Annotated in this window: 19 protein-coding genes and 5 pseudogenes; 2 read left to right on the top strand and 22 right to left on the bottom strand. The window is 48.6% G+C overall.

Features of this window, described 5'->3' with window-relative positions:
* Position 1: 1 nt before the first annotated feature.
* The 22 genes and pseudogenes from traN to K6V30_RS25215 form a co-directional block, all read right to left on the bottom strand.
* Positions 2–901: a conjugative transposon protein TraN gene (traN, locus tag K6V30_RS13135; RefSeq protein ID WP_060386374.1), complete on the bottom strand. Its 900-nt coding sequence runs from the start codon at positions 899–901 to the stop codon at positions 2–4.
* A 4-nt stretch (positions 902–905) separates the two neighbouring features.
* Positions 906–1292 (bottom strand): conjugative transposon protein TraM, encoded by a 387-nt coding sequence (gene traM / locus K6V30_RS25310; protein ID WP_060386373.1) that lies wholly within the window; start codon positions 1290–1292, stop codon positions 906–908.
* A gap of 30 nt (positions 1293–1322) precedes the next feature.
* Positions 1323–2159, bottom strand: a complete 837-nt coding sequence (locus tag K6V30_RS13130) for a conjugative transposon protein TraM (protein WP_060386372.1) — start codon at positions 2157–2159, stop codon at positions 1323–1325.
* Positions 2143–2433, bottom strand: coding sequence for a hypothetical protein (locus tag K6V30_RS13125; protein ID WP_060386371.1), 291 nt, complete (start codon positions 2431–2433; stop codon positions 2143–2145). The genes K6V30_RS13130 and K6V30_RS13125 overlap by 17 nt, the downstream gene beginning before the upstream one ends.
* A pseudogene (traK, locus tag K6V30_RS13120) lies at positions 2423–3046 on the bottom strand (conjugative transposon protein TraK). Before traK ends, K6V30_RS13125 begins: the two are co-directional and overlap by 11 nt.
* Positions 3047–3095: 49 nt before the next feature.
* A complete protein-coding gene (gene traJ, locus K6V30_RS13115) occupies positions 3096–4109 on the bottom strand; it encodes a conjugative transposon protein TraJ (protein WP_224207117.1) in 1014 nt (337 codons plus the stop codon).
* Positions 4110–4136: 27 nt separating this feature from the next.
* Positions 4137–4550 (bottom strand): annotated as a pseudogene (locus tag K6V30_RS13110) (DUF4141 domain-containing protein); the annotation flags it as partial.
* 115 nt (positions 4551–4665) lie between these two features.
* Complete coding sequence (locus tag K6V30_RS13105; protein WP_025066979.1) at positions 4666–6471, bottom strand: reverse transcriptase/maturase family protein; 1806 nt, start codon at positions 6469–6471, stop codon at positions 4666–4668.
* A gap of 562 nt (positions 6472–7033) precedes the next feature.
* Positions 7034–7249: pseudogene (locus tag K6V30_RS13100) on the bottom strand (DUF4141 domain-containing protein); the annotation flags it as partial.
* 3 nt (positions 7250–7252) lie between these two features.
* Positions 7253–7528: a hypothetical protein gene (locus tag K6V30_RS13095; protein WP_060386368.1), complete on the bottom strand. Its 276-nt coding sequence runs from the start codon at positions 7526–7528 to the stop codon at positions 7253–7255.
* Positions 7529–7660, bottom strand: coding sequence for a hypothetical protein (locus tag K6V30_RS25220; RefSeq protein ID WP_005655090.1), 132 nt, complete (start codon positions 7658–7660; stop codon positions 7529–7531).
* A 244-nt stretch (positions 7661–7904) separates the two neighbouring features.
* Complete coding sequence (locus K6V30_RS13090; RefSeq protein WP_055270625.1) at positions 7905–9728, bottom strand: reverse transcriptase domain-containing protein; 1824 nt, start codon at positions 9726–9728, stop codon at positions 7905–7907.
* A 569-nt stretch (positions 9729–10297) separates the two neighbouring features.
* A pseudogene (locus K6V30_RS13085) lies at positions 10298–12694 on the bottom strand (TraG family conjugative transposon ATPase).
* Positions 12695–12697: 3 nt separating this feature from the next.
* Positions 12698–13018, bottom strand: a complete 321-nt coding sequence (locus tag K6V30_RS13080; RefSeq protein ID WP_008781886.1) for a DUF4133 domain-containing protein — start codon at positions 13016–13018, stop codon at positions 12698–12700.
* A 23-nt stretch (positions 13019–13041) separates the two neighbouring features.
* Entirely contained in the window at positions 13042–13341 is a 300-nt protein-coding gene (locus tag K6V30_RS13075; protein ID WP_005682322.1) for a DUF4134 domain-containing protein, read from the bottom strand.
* Between the two features lie 264 nt (positions 13342–13605).
* Positions 13606–14034 carry a hypothetical protein gene (locus K6V30_RS13070; protein WP_025867503.1) on the bottom strand — a complete coding sequence of 143 codons (429 nt, stop codon included), beginning with the start codon at positions 14032–14034 and terminating at the stop codon, positions 13606–13608.
* A gap of 21 nt (positions 14035–14055) precedes the next feature.
* On the bottom strand, positions 14056–14511 hold the full coding sequence (locus K6V30_RS13065) for a hypothetical protein (RefSeq protein ID WP_060385854.1): 456 nt from the start codon (positions 14509–14511) through the stop codon (positions 14056–14058).
* Between the two features lie 325 nt (positions 14512–14836).
* Complete coding sequence (locus tag K6V30_RS13060) at positions 14837–15748, bottom strand: hypothetical protein (protein WP_060385853.1); 912 nt, start codon at positions 15746–15748, stop codon at positions 14837–14839.
* A 3-nt stretch (positions 15749–15751) separates the two neighbouring features.
* Positions 15752–16180 (bottom strand): DUF3408 domain-containing protein, encoded by a 429-nt coding sequence (locus K6V30_RS13055; RefSeq protein ID WP_025867502.1) that lies wholly within the window; start codon positions 16178–16180, stop codon positions 15752–15754.
* Positions 16181–16182: 2 nt separating this feature from the next.
* Entirely contained in the window at positions 16183–16593 is a 411-nt protein-coding gene (locus K6V30_RS13050; RefSeq protein ID WP_025867501.1) for a ParA family protein, read from the bottom strand.
* Positions 16594–16656: 63 nt separating this feature from the next.
* Entirely contained in the window at positions 16657–16851 is a 195-nt protein-coding gene (locus K6V30_RS13045) for a hypothetical protein (protein WP_025867500.1), read from the bottom strand.
* Between the two features lie 9 nt (positions 16852–16860).
* The gene (locus tag K6V30_RS25215) at positions 16861–16953 is read right to left on the bottom strand and encodes a ParA family protein (RefSeq protein WP_138342084.1); all 93 of its coding nucleotides are present in this window, start codon (positions 16951–16953) and stop codon (positions 16861–16863) included.
* A gap of 740 nt (positions 16954–17693) precedes the next feature.
* Here K6V30_RS25215 and mobA point away from each other — a divergent pair.
* Together mobA and mobB are read left to right on the top strand one after the other, a co-directional pair.
* A pseudogene (gene mobA / locus K6V30_RS13040) lies at positions 17694–18128 on the top strand (conjugal transfer protein MobA).
* Between the two features lie 148 nt (positions 18129–18276).
* Positions 18277–19458: a conjugal transfer protein MobB gene (gene mobB / locus K6V30_RS13035; RefSeq protein ID WP_151927125.1), complete on the top strand. Its 1182-nt coding sequence runs from the start codon at positions 18277–18279 to the stop codon at positions 19456–19458.
* Positions 19459–19477: the final 19 nt, after the last annotated feature.

The raw sequence follows: 19477 nt of genomic DNA, 5'->3' as shown, positions 1-19477 counted from the left end.
ATTATTTCAGGTGCAGCTCACTGATTGGTTTTGCCGCCACAAGGTCTGTATTCTCTATGCGGAACGACTGGTGACGGGCACCACCCTTTTCGTAAATCTCCACTACCAGCAGCTTGTCATCCGGCAGTGTCAGCTTGGGCAACACGAAGATGTTGCGTACCGTGGCCTTACCGTCCACCGTTGTCAGACGGTTGTAAGTCCTTACCGGCTCTATAATATTCTCCTGCATGGCCGTGCGCCTGGTCACCTTCTTGTCGACCACCTTGAAACGGATATGGTCTATGTCGAACGATATGTCCGAAGTGTTGCGCAGGGAAGTATGCAGGTACAGCAGGTCATTGTTGATATAGATTCCTTTGAGCAGGGTCTGTATACCGTACTTCTTGCAGCCGATATGCCTGATGTCCCTTTTGTTCTTCTTATACAGCGTGTACATGATGCGGTTCACCACCAGCGGTGTCTCCCCGCCGAGTTCCTTCAGTTTCACGAACATGCGATCGTCAGCCGCCCCGCCCATCGGGTTCTTCCGCAGCCAGTCTTCCATCTCAATGGAAAGTTGTGCCGGTTCATTCTTATATACCACATTAAAGGAATAGAAGCAGCCGTCAGCCGTAATGACCGAGAAGTTCGTCTCGCCCTCAAAGCCCTTTACGGCAGACTTGATACGTACCACATTCTCCGCCCCCGTAGCTTTGTCGGCAATGATGTCGTAGGAGCCCAAATCCACATATTTCACTTCCGAAGGGAACAGGATATGTACGGTCTTCGAGAAAGTCACCTCGATGAGGTGCGGTGCGATAATCTGATTGGTGGGGAAAATCCTTGTTTCCACGGATTCCTGCGCCTTTACCGACAATACGGTCAAAAGCATTACTAATGATAAAATAATTCTTGTCTTCATCTGATTACTGTTTTTTTGAGATTAATAGAAGTTGATAATTTGCTTTCACGACCACCTTCACCTCACGCATCTTTGTGGCCAGGTATTGCGACCCGCCGCCAAGCACGCCCCTTGTCACGTCCATGACCAGTTGCTGCGAGGCACTGCGTGCGAATGAGATGCTTGTCCCGAAACTGCCCCCGATATTGGCGGCGGCTTCCTTCATGGCGGTACGTTCCGCTGTGTTCGGGACGAAAAGCCCTTCCTGCCCGTCCATATCGTAAGCCACCAGTTCCACCGGCAAGATATTGCCGCCGCTCTCTATGGAGTTTACCGTGACCGCCATCCGTTGCCCCTCGATACGCACCGTGCCATATAGCGGAGTATTGGCAGGCACAGGCACGCCGCCCACTTGCAGCGGTTCCAGCAGCCGGAACTTCAGTCATGCCCCGGTGGTCACCGTCTGGTCTTCAGCCACGCAGGCACGTATCGTATTGGTTCCGGCAGGCTGTCCGGCACCTACCGCCGTGGCAAAACCGTAATTGCGGGGTATCGTGTCGGGAGCCGATGGCGCAGCCAGCGACGAGACCACGCTTTCCGTGGCACGTCCGGCGGCTATGGCGGCAGGGTTGCCGGACGGACCGCCCGACTGTATGCTTTTCACCTGCCCGCCCGCCTGACCGGGAAAATAGCGTGCCGCCATCTCATACGACTTTTCCATCAGTTCCAGCGGATCTTGTCCCTTCCGTTCCCGTTCCAGCTTTTCATTAAGCTCCTTCACCTGCCGTTCCAGATCGCTTACCCTGGGATTGTCTTTCGGTTCCTGATAGAACGAGGCTATCTGTCTTGATATTTGTTGTTGCTGTTGCCGTGACTCCCGGATAGCGTCCTGTTCCGGTGCCGCCTTTTCCGGCTTCAGCCCGTCCGACGTGTCCGGTATCAGGTAATCGCCCGCTATGTCCTGCAAGGTTCTTACCTTTTCCTGCCTGCGCTTCTTCATCCGCTCCAGTTCGTAAGCCTTCTGTTTGTCGGTCATCGTTTCCGGTGCGATAGCGTCGGGTATCGTTGTATTGATGCCAGCCGTCCCTTCCACCGTTTCCGTTGTGTCCGGCTTGAAGATAAACCAGATGAACCCGGCGCAAAGCAGGGACAGAACAGCCGCCACGCCATAGAATTTCAGCTTGTCGGCAGCCTTGCGGCTTAACTGTTTCCCCTTTTCGGGTACGGACTCCGCTTTCCGCATTTCCTTATCCTTTTCTTTCTTATCGGATTGTGTCATTGGATATATTGTTTTTTAATGGTTGGATACTGTCCGTCTGGGGAAACGCAATCCTTTGGAGATGCCGTACCTCAATCGGAAATTTGTCTGTTCCGCAGAAACCGCCCACGATGCAGGCAAGGTCGATGGCGGCGAAGAGTCCGAGCAGGTAAAGGATGATAACCTTTTGCTGCCGGCAGCTCAACCGCAGCCAGCGTCTGCGGAGTCCGGCCATATGGCGGTCTATCCCCGTTCTGAACGGGTGGAAGACCTTTTTTATCCCCTTATCTTTCATACTGTCCGATGTCCCTGTTTTCGATGATGGTAAAACTCTCTATCAGAAAGCCCTGCGGGTTGTTGTCACTCCGGGTGACGTTCCTCAGACGGCAGGTGGTGACAAGCGACCTTTCGGTAACGCTGCTCGAACGGATGATGTGCTGCCGGCAATAAGCCTTCATCCGGTAGGGATAACTGTCGAAGTTTCCCCTTATGCTGTCCACCGTCAGTGTCTGCGAGATGTTTCCCGCTATCATCCGGTTGAAATAGCCTTTTTCCTGCAAGTTCCGGTAGTAGCCGATGGCGCTTTCATCCGAAAGGTAAAGGGCACGCTGCACATTGCTTTCAATGGCGCTCTTGTCCGGTGACAGGGAGAAGAACAGCTCGTGGAAACGCCTGATATGTTCCCTCGCTTCCACCGGACGGTTCTGCTGCACGTCCTGCGAAAGGGCCAGCATCAGTGATTTTCCGCCGTCCAACACATAGATTTTCTGTCGCTGCGCCTCGGCGAAATCATAAGCCTTTCATACGGCAAATACCGTTACCAGCGTACACGCCCCCAGGAATATCATCCCGAACAGCCGTAGCTGCCGGAACGATGTCTCGATGTTTTTTAATGATTTGAATTCCATTTTCTTCTTCTGTTTTTAATGTTGTCGTTATACAATTATTGATGTAAGGTTAGAACATTTTCCTGATACGTCCGGCTATCGCTCCGCCTGCTGCACCACCTACCGCCGCAGCACCGTTACCGGCCATCTTTCCGGCACCGTTTGCCTTCTGCCCGTAAGCTCCGGCACCGCCCGCCTGGATAATCCACGATGAAACGGTGGGGACACAGAAGTAACCGATGATACCTATAATCATGAAAATACAATATACTTTCCCCGACGAGTCCGGTATGAATGCCGGGTCCTGCATATTCTCTATGTCCTGCTGTAACATCAGTATCTGTATGCGTGAGAGGACCGCTCCGAACAGGTCACTCACCGGCAGCCACAGATAGATGCAGATATACCGGGACAGCCAGGTGGTCAGCGTGCTATGGAATCCGTCATAGACGGCCAGCGCGAAGGAGACAGGTCCCAGGATGGACAGTACGATCAGGAAGAAGGTCCTCAGCGTGTCTATCAGCAGCGAGGCCGCCTGGAAGAAGAGTTCCAGCAGTTCGCGGAACCATCCCCGGATTTTCTCGCCGAGTTCGTATATCTTCTTCTGTCCGTACATGTTTATCATCGTGTCCATGTCCCCCAGCGACCAGCCCAGTTCGTCCAGCCTCTTGTCATACGCCTCGTCGCTCACCAGGAAGGCCTTCGCCGGGTCACGCAGCATCGCCTCGCGTTTCAGCCTGTCTTTCTCTTCCTGGTATTTCCTCATGTCGAAGGTCTGCTGTTCGACCAGTGAGGAAGTCGCTTTGCATACGGGAGAAAGAATCCCGTTGATTGTACCCAGTACCATAGTCGGAAAAAACATGATGCAAAGGCCCAGCACGAAGGGCCGGAACAGGGGGAACACGTCTATCGGCTCGGCCCGGGCAAGGGACTGCCATACCCGGTAGGCCACATAGAACAAGGCACCGAGGCCCGCCACTCCCTTCGCTACCGAAGCCATGTCTTCACACAGCGGCATCATTTCATCATACAGCGAGCGCAGAAGCTCGTGAAGGTTTGTCCAGTCTATTGATAATAATAACATAGTCTTCTTGATTTAACGGATGAATGATTACCAGTAACGCTGCTCGTGTGTCCCGTACAGGGAGAGCACCCGTGCGGCATCCCCCTTTTCCTTGCTCCGCAGGTACGACACGCCGATGTTCTTGCGGGTATAGTACCATGTCAGGTTCTTGTATTCCAGCACCTCGCCGTATATCCGGTTGATGATGTCCAGCCGTTCCTTGTCCGTCATCGAGAGTCCGGTTGCCGTGGTCACTTCCTTCAAGTCCAGCAGCAGGTCGCTGCTTTCCTTGAGCAGTCTGTTGTACCCGAAAGCGATGGCCGATAGCTCTTCCACCGTAAAGTTGGGGTCGCCCGTCATCGTGTTGAAGTTCGTCACGTAGATGTCGCTGATGTCACCCACCAGAAGGATGGTCTGCTGCACCTTGCGAGCGCCCTTTACCAGGTCATGCACCGACTTCAAGGGTAGGCTAAGCATCCAACGCCCTGCCGTATTACTACGGTGGGTTTTCGGAAGCTCGCCCCCAAACCGGACGTACACGTCTCCGCGTATCCGGCTTTCTACTAATAATATCAATCTATTCATTGTTACTGAGTTTTTTGTAACACTTACCACATATGGCAATAGTCTTTCGTTTGCGAGCCATCATTTGTTTTTCGCAGGTAGTTTTCCCTTGAAGATTTTTTAATTTTCTCACATGGTGCATCACTAACTTATCGACTACTCCACATAATTCACATTTTTCCGCTTTCAGCCTATCTATAAGACTTGTGTTTGTAGGATGATATGTGAATTTGGGCAAGTTGTCTAAATCCTTAATGTTCATTGGATTTTTCTTTTTGAACCCACCATGATAAAAGGTCAAGTCTTTGGCAGTACCGTTCTTTAAATAGTATCTAACTGAAAAAAGTCCATTCTTGGTGTACTTTTTTCGGATTTGCGACATCGTTGTCCGATATTTCTGCGCAAATGTTTTGTACATACTATATTTCATGATATACCCAAGTTTTGACAGACTACTACAATTATTAGCCAAACAATAGTAATTGTAAATGCCCTTTATTTCCTTGTTGTACCTGTCAAGTATCTCAAAGTCATTGTTGTTTGAAAGTTTGGGACGGGATTTTGCTTTCCAATACTCCTTGCCGTTGTGTATCTTTATTTCTAAAACACGATATTCGAGCAACTTTTTCTTAAACGTATCCTTTCCAAGTGCCAATTGTATCCTCTTATTGAAGACACGTCTTAGTACTCCGTATTTGCTTCTTTTGGTGTCATTGGATTTCCTTACAAAAATCTCATATCCGAGAAATTTTGCAGCGTTTTCAGCATGGGTGATAAGTGTTTTCTCATCGGACAGTGTAAGAGCCAACTTTTCATAGAGGAAGTTCTTTATGTCCTCTTTGATGATGATAGCATCTTGTTTACTGCCAATGATTCCAATTAGAAAATCATCCGCATATCTCACGTATTTGAGTTTTCTGTAGTTCATATCCATTTCGTCACCATCAGAATACTGCAAACCTTCTTTTTGATAAGCCTTATATTGTCTTATCAATTCTGACCTTTCATTTTTGTCTTTTACCACTTTCAACTTTTTCAGAATACGGTGTCGTTTGCCTTCAAGTGATACTGCCTGTTTGGTTCTTTTCCGTTCTTTCCCCTTATCAAATTTTTCAGTGTATTCCTTCATGAATTTATCCAACTTATCAAGGTATATGTTTGCCAAGATAGGGCTGACAATTCCGCCTTGCGGTGTTCCGCTGTAGGAGTTATGAAAGTTCCAGTCTTCGATATATCCTGCATTCAGAAATTTTCTAATCAAGCGAATAAATCTTTCGTCAGCGATACGTTCTTTCAGAATACCTATCAGTATCTCATGATTGATATTGTCGAAAAATCCCTTAATATCACCTTCTACGAACCATTTCACGCCCGAAAATGTCTTCTGAATATCAGACAAGGCAGTGTGGCAGCTTCTTAGGGGTCGGAAGCCATGCGACGTTTTTTCAAACTGTCTTTCATAGATGGCTTCCAATATCATTCTGACCACTTCCTGCAATAATTTATCGTTAAAAGCTGGTACACCTAATGGACGCATTTTCCCATTTTTCTTTGGGATATACACCCGTTTTGAGGGTTGGGGCTGATAACTCTCATCTTTCAACGATGTTATCAGTTGTTCAATTCGGTTCAGGCTCATTTGGTCAATGGTTTTCCCATCTGCACCTGCTGTCATATTGCCCGGTTTCGCATATATGCGTTGGTAGGCAACGTAATACATTTCCTCATTGAAAAAGATACGGTACAAGCGTTCGAACTTGTAATTCAAATTTTCACTGTGTTCCGTTAGACTGTTTAATACATACTCTGGACTTCTCATAATGTCTCTCACATTTTCCGTTATTTGCATTAAAATTATTAGCTGCTTCCCTTCGCCATGTACAGGGCTTTCCCCTGCTCAGACTACTACGGAAGCTCCGTTGCCTTGTCGGATTTTCATAGGTCTGTACCTAATAGCCTTGCGGCGTTCCGATTTAGGCAATCCCCGTTTACGATATAATAACATGGCTATGATAGATTATCGGATATGACTTCCGCCCGTTACCGCTTACTGCGGTTGTGCCGTAATTTGTTCCTGCCTCTACTACACGACGCTCGCAACAGAGGTATTACGGTATAGCGAGTTAAGTTATCTTTCACTATAAAACATACTGGGTTCACTTGGACTATCATTCAATCAGTTTGGATTTTATCCTCGTATCTATCTGTTTCATCTCACCATTCAGTTGCAATTTGATAACTAATTGACTTATGGCTTTCCAGCGTGCTATACTCCCTGCCGTCCTTTCGTGGGCAGATAAGCTGGTGATGATAGGTAAATATTGGAACACTTACCTAATAGCTTGCCAATGCTATATTTATTATATCGCCTATACGGGCGCACCATCGTAATAAGCCTTCCCTTGCTTATAAATCTTTACAGTCTCCTGAAAATTACTCCACATGTTCTGTGCAGTTGTGGAAGTCTGTACGATTTCATTGGCCGAGTTCACGATACTCTGTGCGAGATTCGTGGGGTCTATCACCGTCCATTGCGCCTTGCTTGTCACTGAAAGGGATGACAATGCCATAAACAAAATTATCGTTCTCTTCTTCATGCCCTATCTCCTTTCTTTAGTCAGTAAATACCGGCTGTCGTCATCACGGGCAAACAGACCGTAACTGCCGAACAGCAACACCTCGCTGCCTGAAAAATACCCGATGCATCCGGCATCCCTGTTCCCGTGCAGGAAAAGATCGTCACCACCGCGCAGCGGGATATTGATTTCAACGTAGGCCCTTTCTCCGGCGAACAGCGTGGCCTTGTATCCCTTGAAGCCGTCCGTCACCCAGTTGGATTTACGGATGGTCAGCGTCGAGCTGCCTTCCCTGTTCATTCAGTGCCCGCAGATGCGGTCATGTTCCAGTTCCTTTCTCATCTCCCCAATCAGGTTCAGCAGGTCCAGATTGGTCAGGGTGGCGTCTCCGAGCGCTTCCCTGCATTGGCTTAATAAATCTTTCTTACTCATTGTGTTTTATGGATTAAAGGATTGTTTGTTTTCCTGCCGCTTGTTTTCGGCAAGCTGTCTGATAGCCAGCTCGATGTTTCCATCCAGCTTTTCCGTAAGCCTGGTAAGTTCCAGTTTTTCAGTCTCTTCTGTGGTGTAGCAGTAGGCTAAGCACCCAGCGCCTTGTCATATTTCTATGATAGGTTTCCGAGTACTCGCCTCCGAACCGGACTTACAAGTCTCCCTGTATCCGGCTCTCCACTAATTAATTCAGTCTGATTCTTCGGTCGGGGTCTATCTTTGCATGACACTTTGAGCAGACAGCCAAAGTTTTTCGTCTTCGGGCTATCATTCTCTTTTCCCAGTCGGATTTACCTTTCAGGTCTTTAAGTTTGCGAACGTGATGCATTTCGAGTTTATCGGTAGCACCGCATAATTCGCAGACTTGGAGTTTCAGCCTTTCCATAAGGCTGTTACGTCCACCTGTTATGGAAACTGTCCGTGGAATAGTGTCACAGTAAATATTACCTGCAACCTTTTTGCGTTTGAAACCATCATGATAAAATGATTGGTAAAGTGTCTTACCCTTGCTATTTTCATATGCCACTTGGAAAACCTTATTCTTTTTATATTTCAGAAGGATTTTCTTTACAGATGATTTGTATTTGTTCGCAAATACCTTATACATACTGTATGACATAATGTGATAGAAAGAATTGATGACATAGCTATTATTGGCTATTGAGTAGTAATTATAGAACCCTCGGATTTCGGCATTGAACTGACTGACTATTTCCAAGTCATCCAAGTTCAGCATGTACGTTCTGACGATAGATTTCCAAACCTCTTTACCATTGACAACCGCTATTCTTGCGACCTTGTAATCAAAGAGTTTCTTCCGCATCGTTTCAAAATTCAGATACAAGACAGGCTTGTGTCCGAATGCCCTAACCGTTCTACCGAACTTATCCTTGCGTAAATCATTACACCTGCGGATAAATACGTCATATCCGAGAAATTTTGCTGGCTTTTGCGCATTGGTTATCAGTGTCTTTTCGTCTGACAGTTCCAGTTTAAGAGCTTCATTCAAATAGTTCTTAATATCCTCTTTTACTGTTTTACAGTCTTCCAGACTACCGGTAATTCCAATCAGAAAATCATCTGCGTATCTCACATATTTTAACCGTTTGATACTGCTGTCCATTTCATTACGTGCCGGATAGTTGTTCCGTTCTTCTCGTAGCCGCTTAATTTCAGCGGTCATCTGTTCCCTTACCTTTACATCTTTCTCATTCTTTTGCTTCTTTGCCAGTCGGTATCTCCGCTGTTCGTAGAGCTTGTATCGAGCATCGCCTTTTCTCGTTACCCCTTTATTAAACCGATTGGTGTATTCCTTGATGTACTTGTCGAGCTTGTCAAGGTAGATATTAGCCAGTATTGGGCTGATAATCCCGCCTTGTGGAGTTCCACTGTACGTTCTATGAAATACCCAGTCTTCCACATATCCGGCATTCAGGAACTTTCGGATAAGCCGCAAAAATCTTTCGTCAGCGATACGTTCCCGAAGAATATTAATCAATACGTCATGATTGATATTGTCGAAGAATCCTTTAATATCGCCTTCAATAAACCATTTCACGGCAGTGAATGTCTTTTGTATATCTATAAGAGCAGTATGACAACTTCGTTTGGGACGAAACCCATGTGAAGTATGTTCAAAACTGCCTTCATAGATTGCTTCAAGTATCATTCTAACTACTTCCTGTACCAGCTTATCATCAAAAGAGGGTATGCCAAGCGGACGTTTTTTCCCGTTTTTCTTAGGTATGTACGTCCTTTTGGACGGATTAGGCTGATAAGTCTCATTTTTGAGACTATCAATCAATTGTTCAACTCGGTCAATGCTCATTCCGTCAATGGTTTTACCATCGGCTCCTGCCGTCATGTTGCCTGTCTTGCTGTAAATATTCTGATAGGCTACATAAAACATTTCCTCATTAAACAGCACTCTATACAGCCGCTCAAACTTATAGTTCAAGTTACCGCTGTGTTTACTCAGACTGTTCAACACATTTTCTGGATTTCTCATGTCTCTCACATCTTCCTTTAAATTGTTAAACTTAATTAGCTGCTCCCCTTCGCCATGTACAGGACCTTACCCTGCTCAGACTACTATGGAAGCTCCGTTGCCATGCCGGATATTCAGGGGCAGACCCCATAGCCCTACAACTGGCTTTCCGGTTTAGGCAATCCCCGTTTAGAAATTTGACGACTATTTGGCTCGATAGATTGTCGGATACGACTTTCGTCCTTTACTACTTATGGTAGTTGCCTTGCGGTAAGTTTATGCTACTCCTGCTACCTGTCATCAGTGTAGTACCGCAACATAACGGTATAATTCCGAAGAATTATTCAACTGTCTTCCGTCATTGCCCAAGGATACGACTGCTCGGACTATCGTTCAACCAATACAGGCTTTATCCTCATATCTATCATTTTAACTTGCCATTCGGTCGCAGCCTGACAGTTGGCTGACTTATGGCTTTACCAACGTGCTATGTTCCCTTGTGGGGTTTTCCCCTCCGGTTAGCGGTTGTTAATAGGCATTCTAAACACTTGCCCAGTCGCTTGCCAAAGCGACATTCGTCAAATTCCCTTTTACGGGCGCACAAGGTATTCTTCAGCCGAAACTTCTGTCGCATATACCGCACTTTGTGTACCGCCAAGCCCTATCCAGACCTCTTTATAAAGCCGGTTGGCCGCATTGGCAAGATTGATGGAAAGTATCTGTGAGCGTTCCTTGTCCGTCAGGCCGAGCAGGTTCTGTATCTGGTCGAACTTGTTCTGGTACTTTCGTTGGTCAAGCAGTATCTTGCAGTCCGAATTGTTGATGATTGTCTCCTTTACAACCGGACTCGATATGATGTCGTCCACTTCCTGCGTCACCACAACCGCTTCGCCGAAAAATTTTCTGACCGTCTTAAACAAATATTTAATATAAGAGGCCATACCTTCCTTGGCGATTGCCTTTCATGCTTCCTCAATCAGTATCATCTTGCGGATGCCCTGCAAGCGTCTCATTTTATTAATGAAAGTCTCCATGATAATGATAGTCACCACCGGAAAAAGGACGGGATTATCCTTCACGACATCCAGTTCGAATACGATGAACCGCTTGTTCAGTAAATCCAGTTCCTTGTCCGAGTTCAGCAGATACCCGTATTCGCCGTTCTTGTAATAGGGTTCCAGCACGTTCAGAAAACCGTCCACGTCAAAGTCCTTCTCGCGCACGTTCTTGTCCGCCAGCACCTTGCGGTAGTCTTTCCTTACAAAGTCATAGAACGAGTTGAAGTTCGGCTTTATCTTCCGGTTCTTCTTTATCTTCTCGATATACAGGCTGACTGCGTTCGAGAGCGCCACCTCTTCCGAGCGCCGGGGCGGTTCGTCCTCCCTTTTCCATAAGGTCAGAATCAGCGTCTTGATGCTGTCCCGCTTCTCGATGTCATACCGGTAATCCTCGGTGAAGAACGGATTGAAGGAAATCGGGTCATTTTCCTGGTAAGTGAAATAAACTCCGTCATCCCCGTTCGTCTTCCGGCGGATCAGGTCGCACAGCCCCTTGTATGAATTTCCGGTATCCACCAGCAGGATGTGCGTGCCCTGTTCCCAATACTGCCTCACCATATGGTTGGTGAAAAAGCTCTTTCCGCTGCCCGACGGGCCGAGGATGAACTTGTTCCGGTTGGTCACCACCCCTTTTTTCATGGGCAGGTCGGATATGTCGAGGAAGACGGGCTTTCCCGTCAGCCGGTCCACCATGCGCAGCCCGAAGGGGGAGAGCGAGTTCCGGTAGCAGGTTTCTGCCGTAAAGAAGCATAGTGCCTGTTCGGTGAACGTGTAGAAGCTCTCTTCCGAAGGGAAGTCCGCCTCGTTTCCCGGTATGCCCGCCCAGTAAAGGACCGGCAGGTCGGTGGTATTATGGCGGGGTGTGCATTCCATCAGCGCCAGTGCGCTGCCCACGTCGTTCTTCACCCGCCGCAGCTCATCCCCGTTTTCGGCCCATGCAATCACGTTGCAATGGCAGCGGACGGATTGCAGCCCGTTGGTGTGCGCCACGTTCAGGTATTCGTCCAGCCATTCCTTGTTTATCTGGTTGCTCCGGCTGTAGCGTGAAAGCGACTGCATGTTCTTCGCCGTCTTCTCAAAACGGGCGAGGTTCTCGCTGCTGTCGTCTATGAATATCCACTGGTTGTAGATATGGTCGCAGGGAAGCATGATACCCACGGGCGAGGCATAGCTCAGGCGGCAGTCCGAGCGGTCCGTGGAAAGACGCTCATAGCGTCCGTCGGTCCGTACCCTGCCCGGCAGGTCGTCGAGGTCGGAAAGGGTATGCAGGCAGAGCCGTTTGTCGCCGATACGCATCCCGTCCGGGTTCAGCTGCATGTCCTGCAACATGACGCTTCCGTCCGAAGACAGGGTCAGGTACCTCTCGATGATGCCCGGGCCGTCTTCCGTTCCCGTTATCTCTTCCGTGGACAGCCGCTCCAGCCTGGCAAGGCCGCTGTCATTCACGATACTCTCGAACTGTCCCACCGACTCCATGAAACGCTCCATCGTCTCCCTGTCCTGTATCTCCTTCGGCACCAGAAATTTCCGGCACAGCGTGTTCCAGTTGCTCTGCTGCCGGGAGCGTTCCCTGGTGGTCTTGGTGAGAAACAGGTAGCAGGTGTGGTTGAGGTAGGGCCGTTCGTTGAAGTGGCGTTCAAAACTGCGGGAGAGGAAGCCCGGGCCGTCTTTTCCGATGTCGGGCCTGTATTTCTCCGTGATGAAAATATCCTGCTTGTGGATGATTGAATAGTTCGGCAATACCTTGATTGCCTTGGCTCATGTGGCGTGCATCGCCTCATATTCCGCGGATGATACCGAAAACACTTCCGGCAGTGTCACCCGGAAAGCCACCGTGATGTCGGCGTCCTTGCTGACGATGCAGCCGTGCTCCACCGCCATGACGGGGAATTTGCTTTCCAGTGTGGATGTTGTCAATGTACTTCTCATGATTTACGATTGTTGTTTTTTAATCAGACGTGTGATACGTTTGCGTGAGAGGATTCTCCTGGGATGCTGCCGGGCGGCAAGGAGCTTCATCAGTCCGTGGCTGCCGAAACGCCGGTTCAGCGAAAAGGTCAGCCAGACCACTGCCGTGGCAGCCGATACCCCGAAGCCGATACACGTCCATTGCCCGATGCCCGCCGTGTACATGATGACGAACACCACGAACACGGCAAGCAGCCCGAAAGCAAAAATAAAAAGGTACTGGGCACGGAGCCCTTTGAACTCCACCTCACGGCCCACGCCTTTGTTTATCTCAAAGTCAGACATAAGCTATTGTCTTTTATCTGTTCTTAGAGGAAGAATGACCTCAGGATAGTGGCGGCCACTATCAGGAAAATGCAGGCTCCGAACCATGAGCTGGCGGTTTTCGAGGTGTCGGGGTCGCCCGAACTGAATTTCTGGTAGACCTTGACGCCGCCTATCAGGCCGATAATGGCACCCACCGCGTACACCAGTTTCGTGCCCGGGTCAAAATATCCCGTCACCAACTGCGTGGCTTCCGTGATGCCCGCCTGTCCGTTTCCTTGTGCCATTGCCGCACCCGCTGCCGCCAGTACGGCCAGCATCATAATCAATCTTTTCTGTTTCATTGAATTCCGTGATTTTTAAGTGATTTAAAAAGCCACGGGCTACCCCTTGCACTATCCCCATAAGGCAGCCCGCAGCCGCTTATGGTTTAATGGTTCAGGGGGTAAGTTCCGGCAGGCAATCAGCCGGAGTCAAAATACATCTTTCGCATGGTTACATGATTGAATGGTGAAACTTCATTGTTAATTCTCTCCCGGGATGAGGGTCTGAATCATCCCGAATCGTAATAGCCTTTTGCTCTCATTGTCTTTACTGTCCTTATCGGTTTATTTCAAATATTCCCCACACTTGAATCCCTTGCGGGGCATATAGTTCTCAAAGGAGGAGGATTTGAACAGCCACATCCGGTTCGCCCACCGGGCAAGGTCACGCTCGTACCGCGTAGGCGTCCGTTCATTTCCATAATCCCGGAAAGGGATGACAAAGGGGGTAATTCCCAGTTCCCTGAGTACATTTAACCGGAACAGGTCCTGCTCAATGGTCGAATTGAATCCTATCAGTACGTAACAGGTTATCTTGTAGGGCTTCACGTGCTTTACCATCTCTTTCAGGCGGTCCCTCAGGTCAAGCTGCGGCAGGTCCCATGCGATATGGATGTTCTGCTTCATCCTGAGCCTGTTCAGGTGCCAGGCCTGTTCCTCGTCCATAATCCTTACGTCCACGCCGTGCAGCTTCACGGGCTGGCCCGCTTTCATCAGATAGCTTACCGCACTCCTTCACTGCGGGTTCGCAAAGAAATTGTTGTCCAGCACCTCAATCCATTTCCCTTTCGGGTTCAGTTCCACCGGTTCCACGGTCTGAATGTATCCTTCTTTCTCACGGACGAGGCAGAAAGGACACTTGCGGATGCAGCCTCTTGAAAAGAACTGGAGCGAAAAAGGGTATTCGGGGTAAATGGAATAGTCCATCATCCGGCTGTTCTCCACTGCTTCGGGAAGCCTGCCGGCTATGTCATACCCGGTGCCGCCCCTTACCACTTCCCCCACATCCAGCAGGTCATAATCATAATCAGGCGTGAAGGTGAATACCTTGCTTGCCAATACCTTGTCATACCGCTGTCGCAGTGCCGCCCATTCCACCCGGTGCCCTTTTGCCTTGTAACAGGCCGAAAGGCGCATCAGTGCGAAATTGGGGAAGTTATGCCCGTCCACATCTACCAGTCCTATGTTCATACAAATAAAATTTAATGGTGAATAGTTCCTGTTGTCTTACCGGGTGAATGCCGCAAGCGGTCTGTCATCCCGAATCGTAATGGCCTTTTGTCATTACCGCTGTCGTTTTATGGATAAGTTAATGGAATGACTGTCTCTCCGGGAGTCGGTACGTTTCCCCCATAAGGGGAAGCCGCCGTTTGTCAACTTGAATCGAAATACGTCATAAACATGGATGATACGTTTTGTTGTTGGTATTCCTGCCGGTTCTCTCTTTTTACAGTGATACGGGCATCAACCCGTATCGAAATAGCCTCTTGCCATTGTTACCTCCTTTTTTAATCGGTTAGTCACTGTCCGGAGCAGCCCCGCCCATTTGCTCGACTTCATCCAGAAATTTGCTGATACGGCTGTCGCTGCCATTGATACTTTCCAGTATCGAGCGTTCAATCTGCGTATCCCTGATATGGTGGATCGCCCTTAAAAGGGACAATCGTCTGTCTGTCGGAATCTCCCTGCCGTTGCAGAGGTCGATGATTAAATCAAGCTCTTCCGGCCCTATGCCGGTTGCCCCGTCCGAATAATCTTCGCGGACACAGTTCAGATCTTCCAGTTCTTCGTTCAACTCGTCGGTATCCACTCCGTCACCGTTTCCTCTCTGTCCGTCATCGCCTTCATGTCCGCCGGAACTCCCGTCCGGGGAAGCCCGCCACTCTTCCACACGCTTGTCCCGGAACAGATCCGGGATGCGCTCCGGCGGCACTTGTGCAGCCTTTGGCGGTGTCGTGTCCCCGTTTCTGCCAGCAAAAGTAGAGGCATTTTCCTTACCTGCAATAGCCCCGGAACCGGTGGCGTTCATTGGCGGCTGCTGGCGTGTCCCATAGCTTTTCGTGACGACAAGGCTGTCCGTTTCCGACTGTTTTTCCACCGTTTTTTCACTGCTTCTCTCCGCAGTCTTTTCTGTGGGCTTCATCGCCGCCTTGACAGGTGGAAGCTCTTTCTCCTGCCTTTTCACGACTGTCGGAATCTCTTTCCTGCCCGTTTTCCCTTTCGCCTGTCCACGTCCCTTCTTCCGTTCCTCCTTCACCGGATCGAACCAGCCTGCCGCACCCCGCAGGGCTTTCGCCATGCGGCGGCGTGCCTTCCCGAAACATATCTCGCCAAGCTGCCCCCTGAACAGGAACTTGTCCATGAACAGATAGGCGAACAGCAGCCAGAACAGAACCGCTCCGGCTTCATAACATAATCGCATATCCATAGCTTAAAAGATTTTGTTGTAACTCTTCTGGCAGTATGCCTTCACCTCATCCGAATGTTTCTCGAAATGTTCCCGCAATACATTGTCAATGTAATTGCCCACCGTCAACTGCCGTTTACCGGCAATGCCGACGATGACCGATATTTTCCGGTGTAGTTCCTTGTCTATATAGACACCCTGCCTGCCTTCGCATTTGTAAGGGGTGAGGAATCTCCTCATAAATTCGGTCTGTGCGGCTTTCAACGTTTTGGATGCGGCCTTTTCCGGCGTCTCTTCCGCTTCAGATTCCGTCTTTGCCTTTTCAGCCGTTTCCCTGTCCGTTTCCTCTTTGGGGGGAATGGACGGTGTTACCTTTTCCGGCGGACTACCCGCCATCAGGCTGCGCAGGTAGGCTTCATCCACCGGATTCTGTCCACTCGTTTTCTTTGCCATGACTATACAATTTTGATTGTCCGCATGATTTCATCCATAAGCGCATCAAAGCCGCACTCCTTCGTAAAGCCCGCATCCGGTGCAAACAGGGTGCTCCGGTAAACCGGGCCGCCCGTAGTGGAGAGGTCTTTGGTGAAGTTACTGCGCACGGGGACACGGGTTTGGAGACAGTCCAGTCCCAGGAGGGAGAAACCTTGCTGGTAAATGTCATATAAGACGGTACGTTCCCTCCGGTCCACCATATTCCAGAACATGCACAAGGCTTTCAGATTGGAGATGCCGGTCCTTATCAAGCGGTCATTGACAGTCGTGGCAAAGTTCAGCGTGCTTTCCAGCACAAGGCGGTCTGCCTTTATCGGTACGAACAGATAATCGAGTGCACTGATTGTGGCAATCACCCCGTCACTGCCCATTGTTCCGGGCAGGTCGAACAGCACCACATCATAATGCACGTCTGCCTTTTCCTCAAACGCCTTTCAGTCCGTCATGCAATCCGCCGGGGTACTGCCGATAACAGGGTAAGCCTTCTTCTTCAACCGCCCGGCCTGTTCCACCAGAAGATTCTGATAGACGGGTGTGGTCTTTACCACTTCCATATCCCGTTTTTTCTGTTTGATGATTGAATGCTGCGGATAGTCACAATCCACTATCGCCACATTCAGACCTTTCACATAATGCAGTCACGACGCCGCATAAATCGCAAAGGTTGATTTACCCACGCCGCCCTTCTGGGAGGCGAACGAAACGAATACGGTTTTCTTTCTCTTTTCCATTGTTACTGATTTAAATGAATTAATTGATTTATAGACAGCCAGATGAACAGCCGTCTGTCTTTGGGGCCATCTGTCCGGTTACTCATTCTGTTATCTGTTTGTCCAATTAGCTATATAGTAATTTAATTATGCGGCTACTTGGCTATCCGGCTATCTACTTATATAGCTACTCTATTACATGGCTATTTAATTATGTAGCTATTCAGCTATCTGTCTATTCGGCTATGTAGCTATATAGCTATGTACATATTCGGATAGCTATTCACATATCCGATTGCATAGCCATTTATCCGAATAGCTGTTTATCCGTCTATACATTTATATATATGTATAGCTATATATCCGGATAAATGCCTGTTTGAATATCTACCTGATTGCATATCTGTTTATCCGTTCAAATAGCTATCCGGCTACAAATAAACCTCAAAAAGAGCATCCATGAAGTACCCCCGGCTCCAAAGTCATTCATTGGCGGGTGTTGGCGTGATACGCCATGATGCACGGACAGAAAAAACTATCTACCTTTGTCGCAGGGAGAGCGCAGCCCGTTCTCGGTAAGAGAACGTAAGACAAATCCTTCAGACCTTTAATCCGGCACAGCCGGATTTTAATATGCGTCAGCATATAGCGAGGTGTACTTTCAGCGGTTGAAAATATTTCCAACCGCTGAAAGTCCCGCCCCGAAAGGCCTTTCGGGGATGTCAGTTCTCCCAAGTCGAACCTTTTAAAATTTTCATGTTATGAAAGATGAAACAAGAATCCGTGGCGCCGCAGGGCGCAAGGTGCTGGCCGACCCGCGCACGCATCGCTATTACCTCTGTCTCAATAACGAGGAAGACGAAAAGTTTATCTCCATGTTCGAGCAATCCGGCATGAAGAACAAGGCCGAATTTATCTTCGCCCGTATCTTCGGTTGAGAGTTTAAAGTAGTAAAGATTGATAAGGAAGCGCAGGAATATTATGCACAGCTAACAGCTTTCTATCAGCAGTTCCGAAGAATAGGAAACAACTACAATCAGTGTGTAAAGACCATCCATACCATTTATGGGGAGAAGAAATCGCTTGCGTTTCTCTACAAACTTGCCGAAGAAACCCGTAAACTGGAAGAAGTATGCAAGCAGGTTATCGAACTTACAAAGCGGTACGAAAAGGAGTATCTCACTAAAAAAGAATAACGTCATGGTGCCGAATATTACATCGGGCAGTTCATTCTATGGAGTGATTGCCTACAATAAGATAAAGGTGGACGACGGTACGGCAAAGGTATTGTGACATCCGAAAATTGCGGCGGACACATCCGGCAATGTGCCGATTGAAAACTGCGTGCAAGCATTCGAGCCTTATATCGCACTGAACTCGCACGTCAGGAAACCGGTTATCCATATTTCATTGAATCCTTCCCCGAAAGATATTCTTTCGGAAGAACAAATGACCGTACTGGCGCAGGAGTTTATGGAAAAGTTCGGTTACGGGAACCAGCCTTATATCGTATGGCTGCATGAAGACATCAACCGCAAGCACATGCACATTGTTTCGGTACGTATCAACGAGAAAGGAGAAAAGATAGACCACAATCGTGAGGCTATCCGGGCACAGAATATCTGTCGGGATATGGAAGTGAAGTATGGGCTTCATCCCACACTCGGAGAACACGGTGAGCGGGAACTGTTGGCCTTGCAAAAAGTGGATTATCCGAAAGGTGACGTGAAAACGCAGGTAAAGCATACCGCCCGAACCTTGCTGGAATGTTACAACTGCCATTCACTTGCCGAATACAATACCCTTCTGAACTTGTATAACGTGACCGCTTATGAAGTTAGGGGAAGTTTCGACGGAAAAGAATACCACGGCATCATGTACGGAGCTTTGGATGATAACGGACAGCAGATAGGCACACCTTTCAAATCCAGCAAATTCGGAAAGGCATTCGGCTATGAAGCACTGCAAAAGAAGTTTACCGCTTCTACTGAAAAGGTGAAAAAGAATAACCTTACCGAAAGGGCGCGGCAGGAAATCATCAAAGCCATGCAGAATATCGGTACGAAAGAAGATTTCGCCCGAAGGCTGAAAGAGGCCGATATAGAAGTCGTTTACCGTACCAATCCCGAAGGACGTCTGTATGGCATCACCTTCATAGACCATACCACCCGGACGGTGTTCAACGGCTCTCGTCTGGGCAAAGCCTTTTCAGCCAATGTGTTCAACGAATTGTTCAACAACCCGGATGCAGACCGTGAAAGACTGATACCGCAACCGGAGCAGGAACCGTCCCGGCAGGAAAGGGAAGCGAAAGCGGAAGAAAGGCAGGAAGGGGCAGAATACCGGCAACAGGAAAATCAAAGCCAGCATCAAAGTGAATCTTCCGACAGTCTGATTGATACATCCGCACTCGGTGCCGTTGATATTTTCTCCATACTTATGGAAGATGACCATACACACGAGTACATTGATCCGGCTTTCCGTTATGGGCGCAGGAAAAAGAAGAAGCGCAGGCGCAGGTTATAATATAATAATGTATAGAACA

It is taken from the genome of Bacteroides faecis (genome assembly GCF_020091505.1).
Lineage (GTDB): Bacteria > Bacteroidota > Bacteroidia > Bacteroidales > Bacteroidaceae > Bacteroides > Bacteroides faecis.
The sequence above is the reverse complement of the archived record's forward strand: the minus strand, read 5'-3'. Positions and strand labels throughout refer to the sequence as shown.

Coding starts and splice junctions, on each gene's coding strand:
- K6V30_RS13050 (WP_025867501.1), bottom strand. CDS start 16,593: ATGGGCAGTGACGGGGTGATTGCCACAATCAGTGCACTCGATTATCTG.
- K6V30_RS13070 (WP_025867503.1), bottom strand. CDS start 14,034: ATGAAAGCGGGCCAGCCCGTGAAGCTGCACGGCGTGGACGTAAGGATT.
- K6V30_RS13095 (WP_060386368.1), bottom strand. CDS start 7,528: ATGAACAGGGAAGGCAGCTCGACGCTGACCATCCGTAAATCCAACTGG.
- K6V30_RS25220 (WP_005655090.1), bottom strand. CDS start 7,660: ATGAGTAAGAAAGATTTATTAAGCCAATGCAGGGAAGCGCTCGGAGAC.
- K6V30_RS13055 (WP_025867502.1), bottom strand. CDS start 16,180: ATGGCAAAGAAAACGAGTGGACAGAATCCGGTGGATGAAGCCTACCTG.
- K6V30_RS13065 (WP_060385854.1), bottom strand. CDS start 14,511: ATGAACATAGGACTGGTAGATGTGGACGGGCATAACTTCCCCAATTTC.
- K6V30_RS13125 (WP_060386371.1), bottom strand. CDS start 2,433: ATGAAAGATAAGGGGATAAAAAAGGTCTTCCACCCGTTCAGAACGGGG.
- K6V30_RS13060 (WP_060385853.1), bottom strand. CDS start 15,748: ATGGATATGCGATTATGTTATGAAGCCGGAGCGGTTCTGTTCTGGCTG.
- K6V30_RS13105 (WP_025066979.1), bottom strand. CDS start 6,471: ATGAGAAGTCCAGAGTATGTATTAAACAGTCTAACGGAACACAGTGAA.
- K6V30_RS25215 (WP_138342084.1), bottom strand. CDS start 16,953: ATGGAAAAGAGAAAGAAAACCGTATTCGTTTCGTTCGCCTCCCAGAAG.
- traJ (WP_224207117.1), bottom strand. CDS start 4,109: ATGTTATTATTATCAATAGACTGGACAAACCTTCACGAGCTTCTGCGC.
- K6V30_RS13130 (WP_060386372.1), bottom strand. CDS start 2,159: ATGACACAATCCGATAAGAAAGAAAAGGATAAGGAAATGCGGAAAGCG.
- traN (WP_060386374.1), bottom strand. CDS start 901: ATGAAGACAAGAATTATTTTATCATTAGTAATGCTTTTGACCGTATTG.
- K6V30_RS13075 (WP_005682322.1), bottom strand. CDS start 13,341: ATGAAACAGAAAAGATTGATTATGATGCTGGCCGTACTGGCGGCAGCG.
- K6V30_RS13080 (WP_008781886.1), bottom strand. CDS start 13,018: ATGTCTGACTTTGAGATAAACAAAGGCGTGGGCCGTGAGGTGGAGTTC.
- K6V30_RS13090 (WP_055270625.1), bottom strand. CDS start 9,728: ATGAGAAATCCAGAAAATGTGTTGAACAGTCTGAGTAAACACAGCGGT.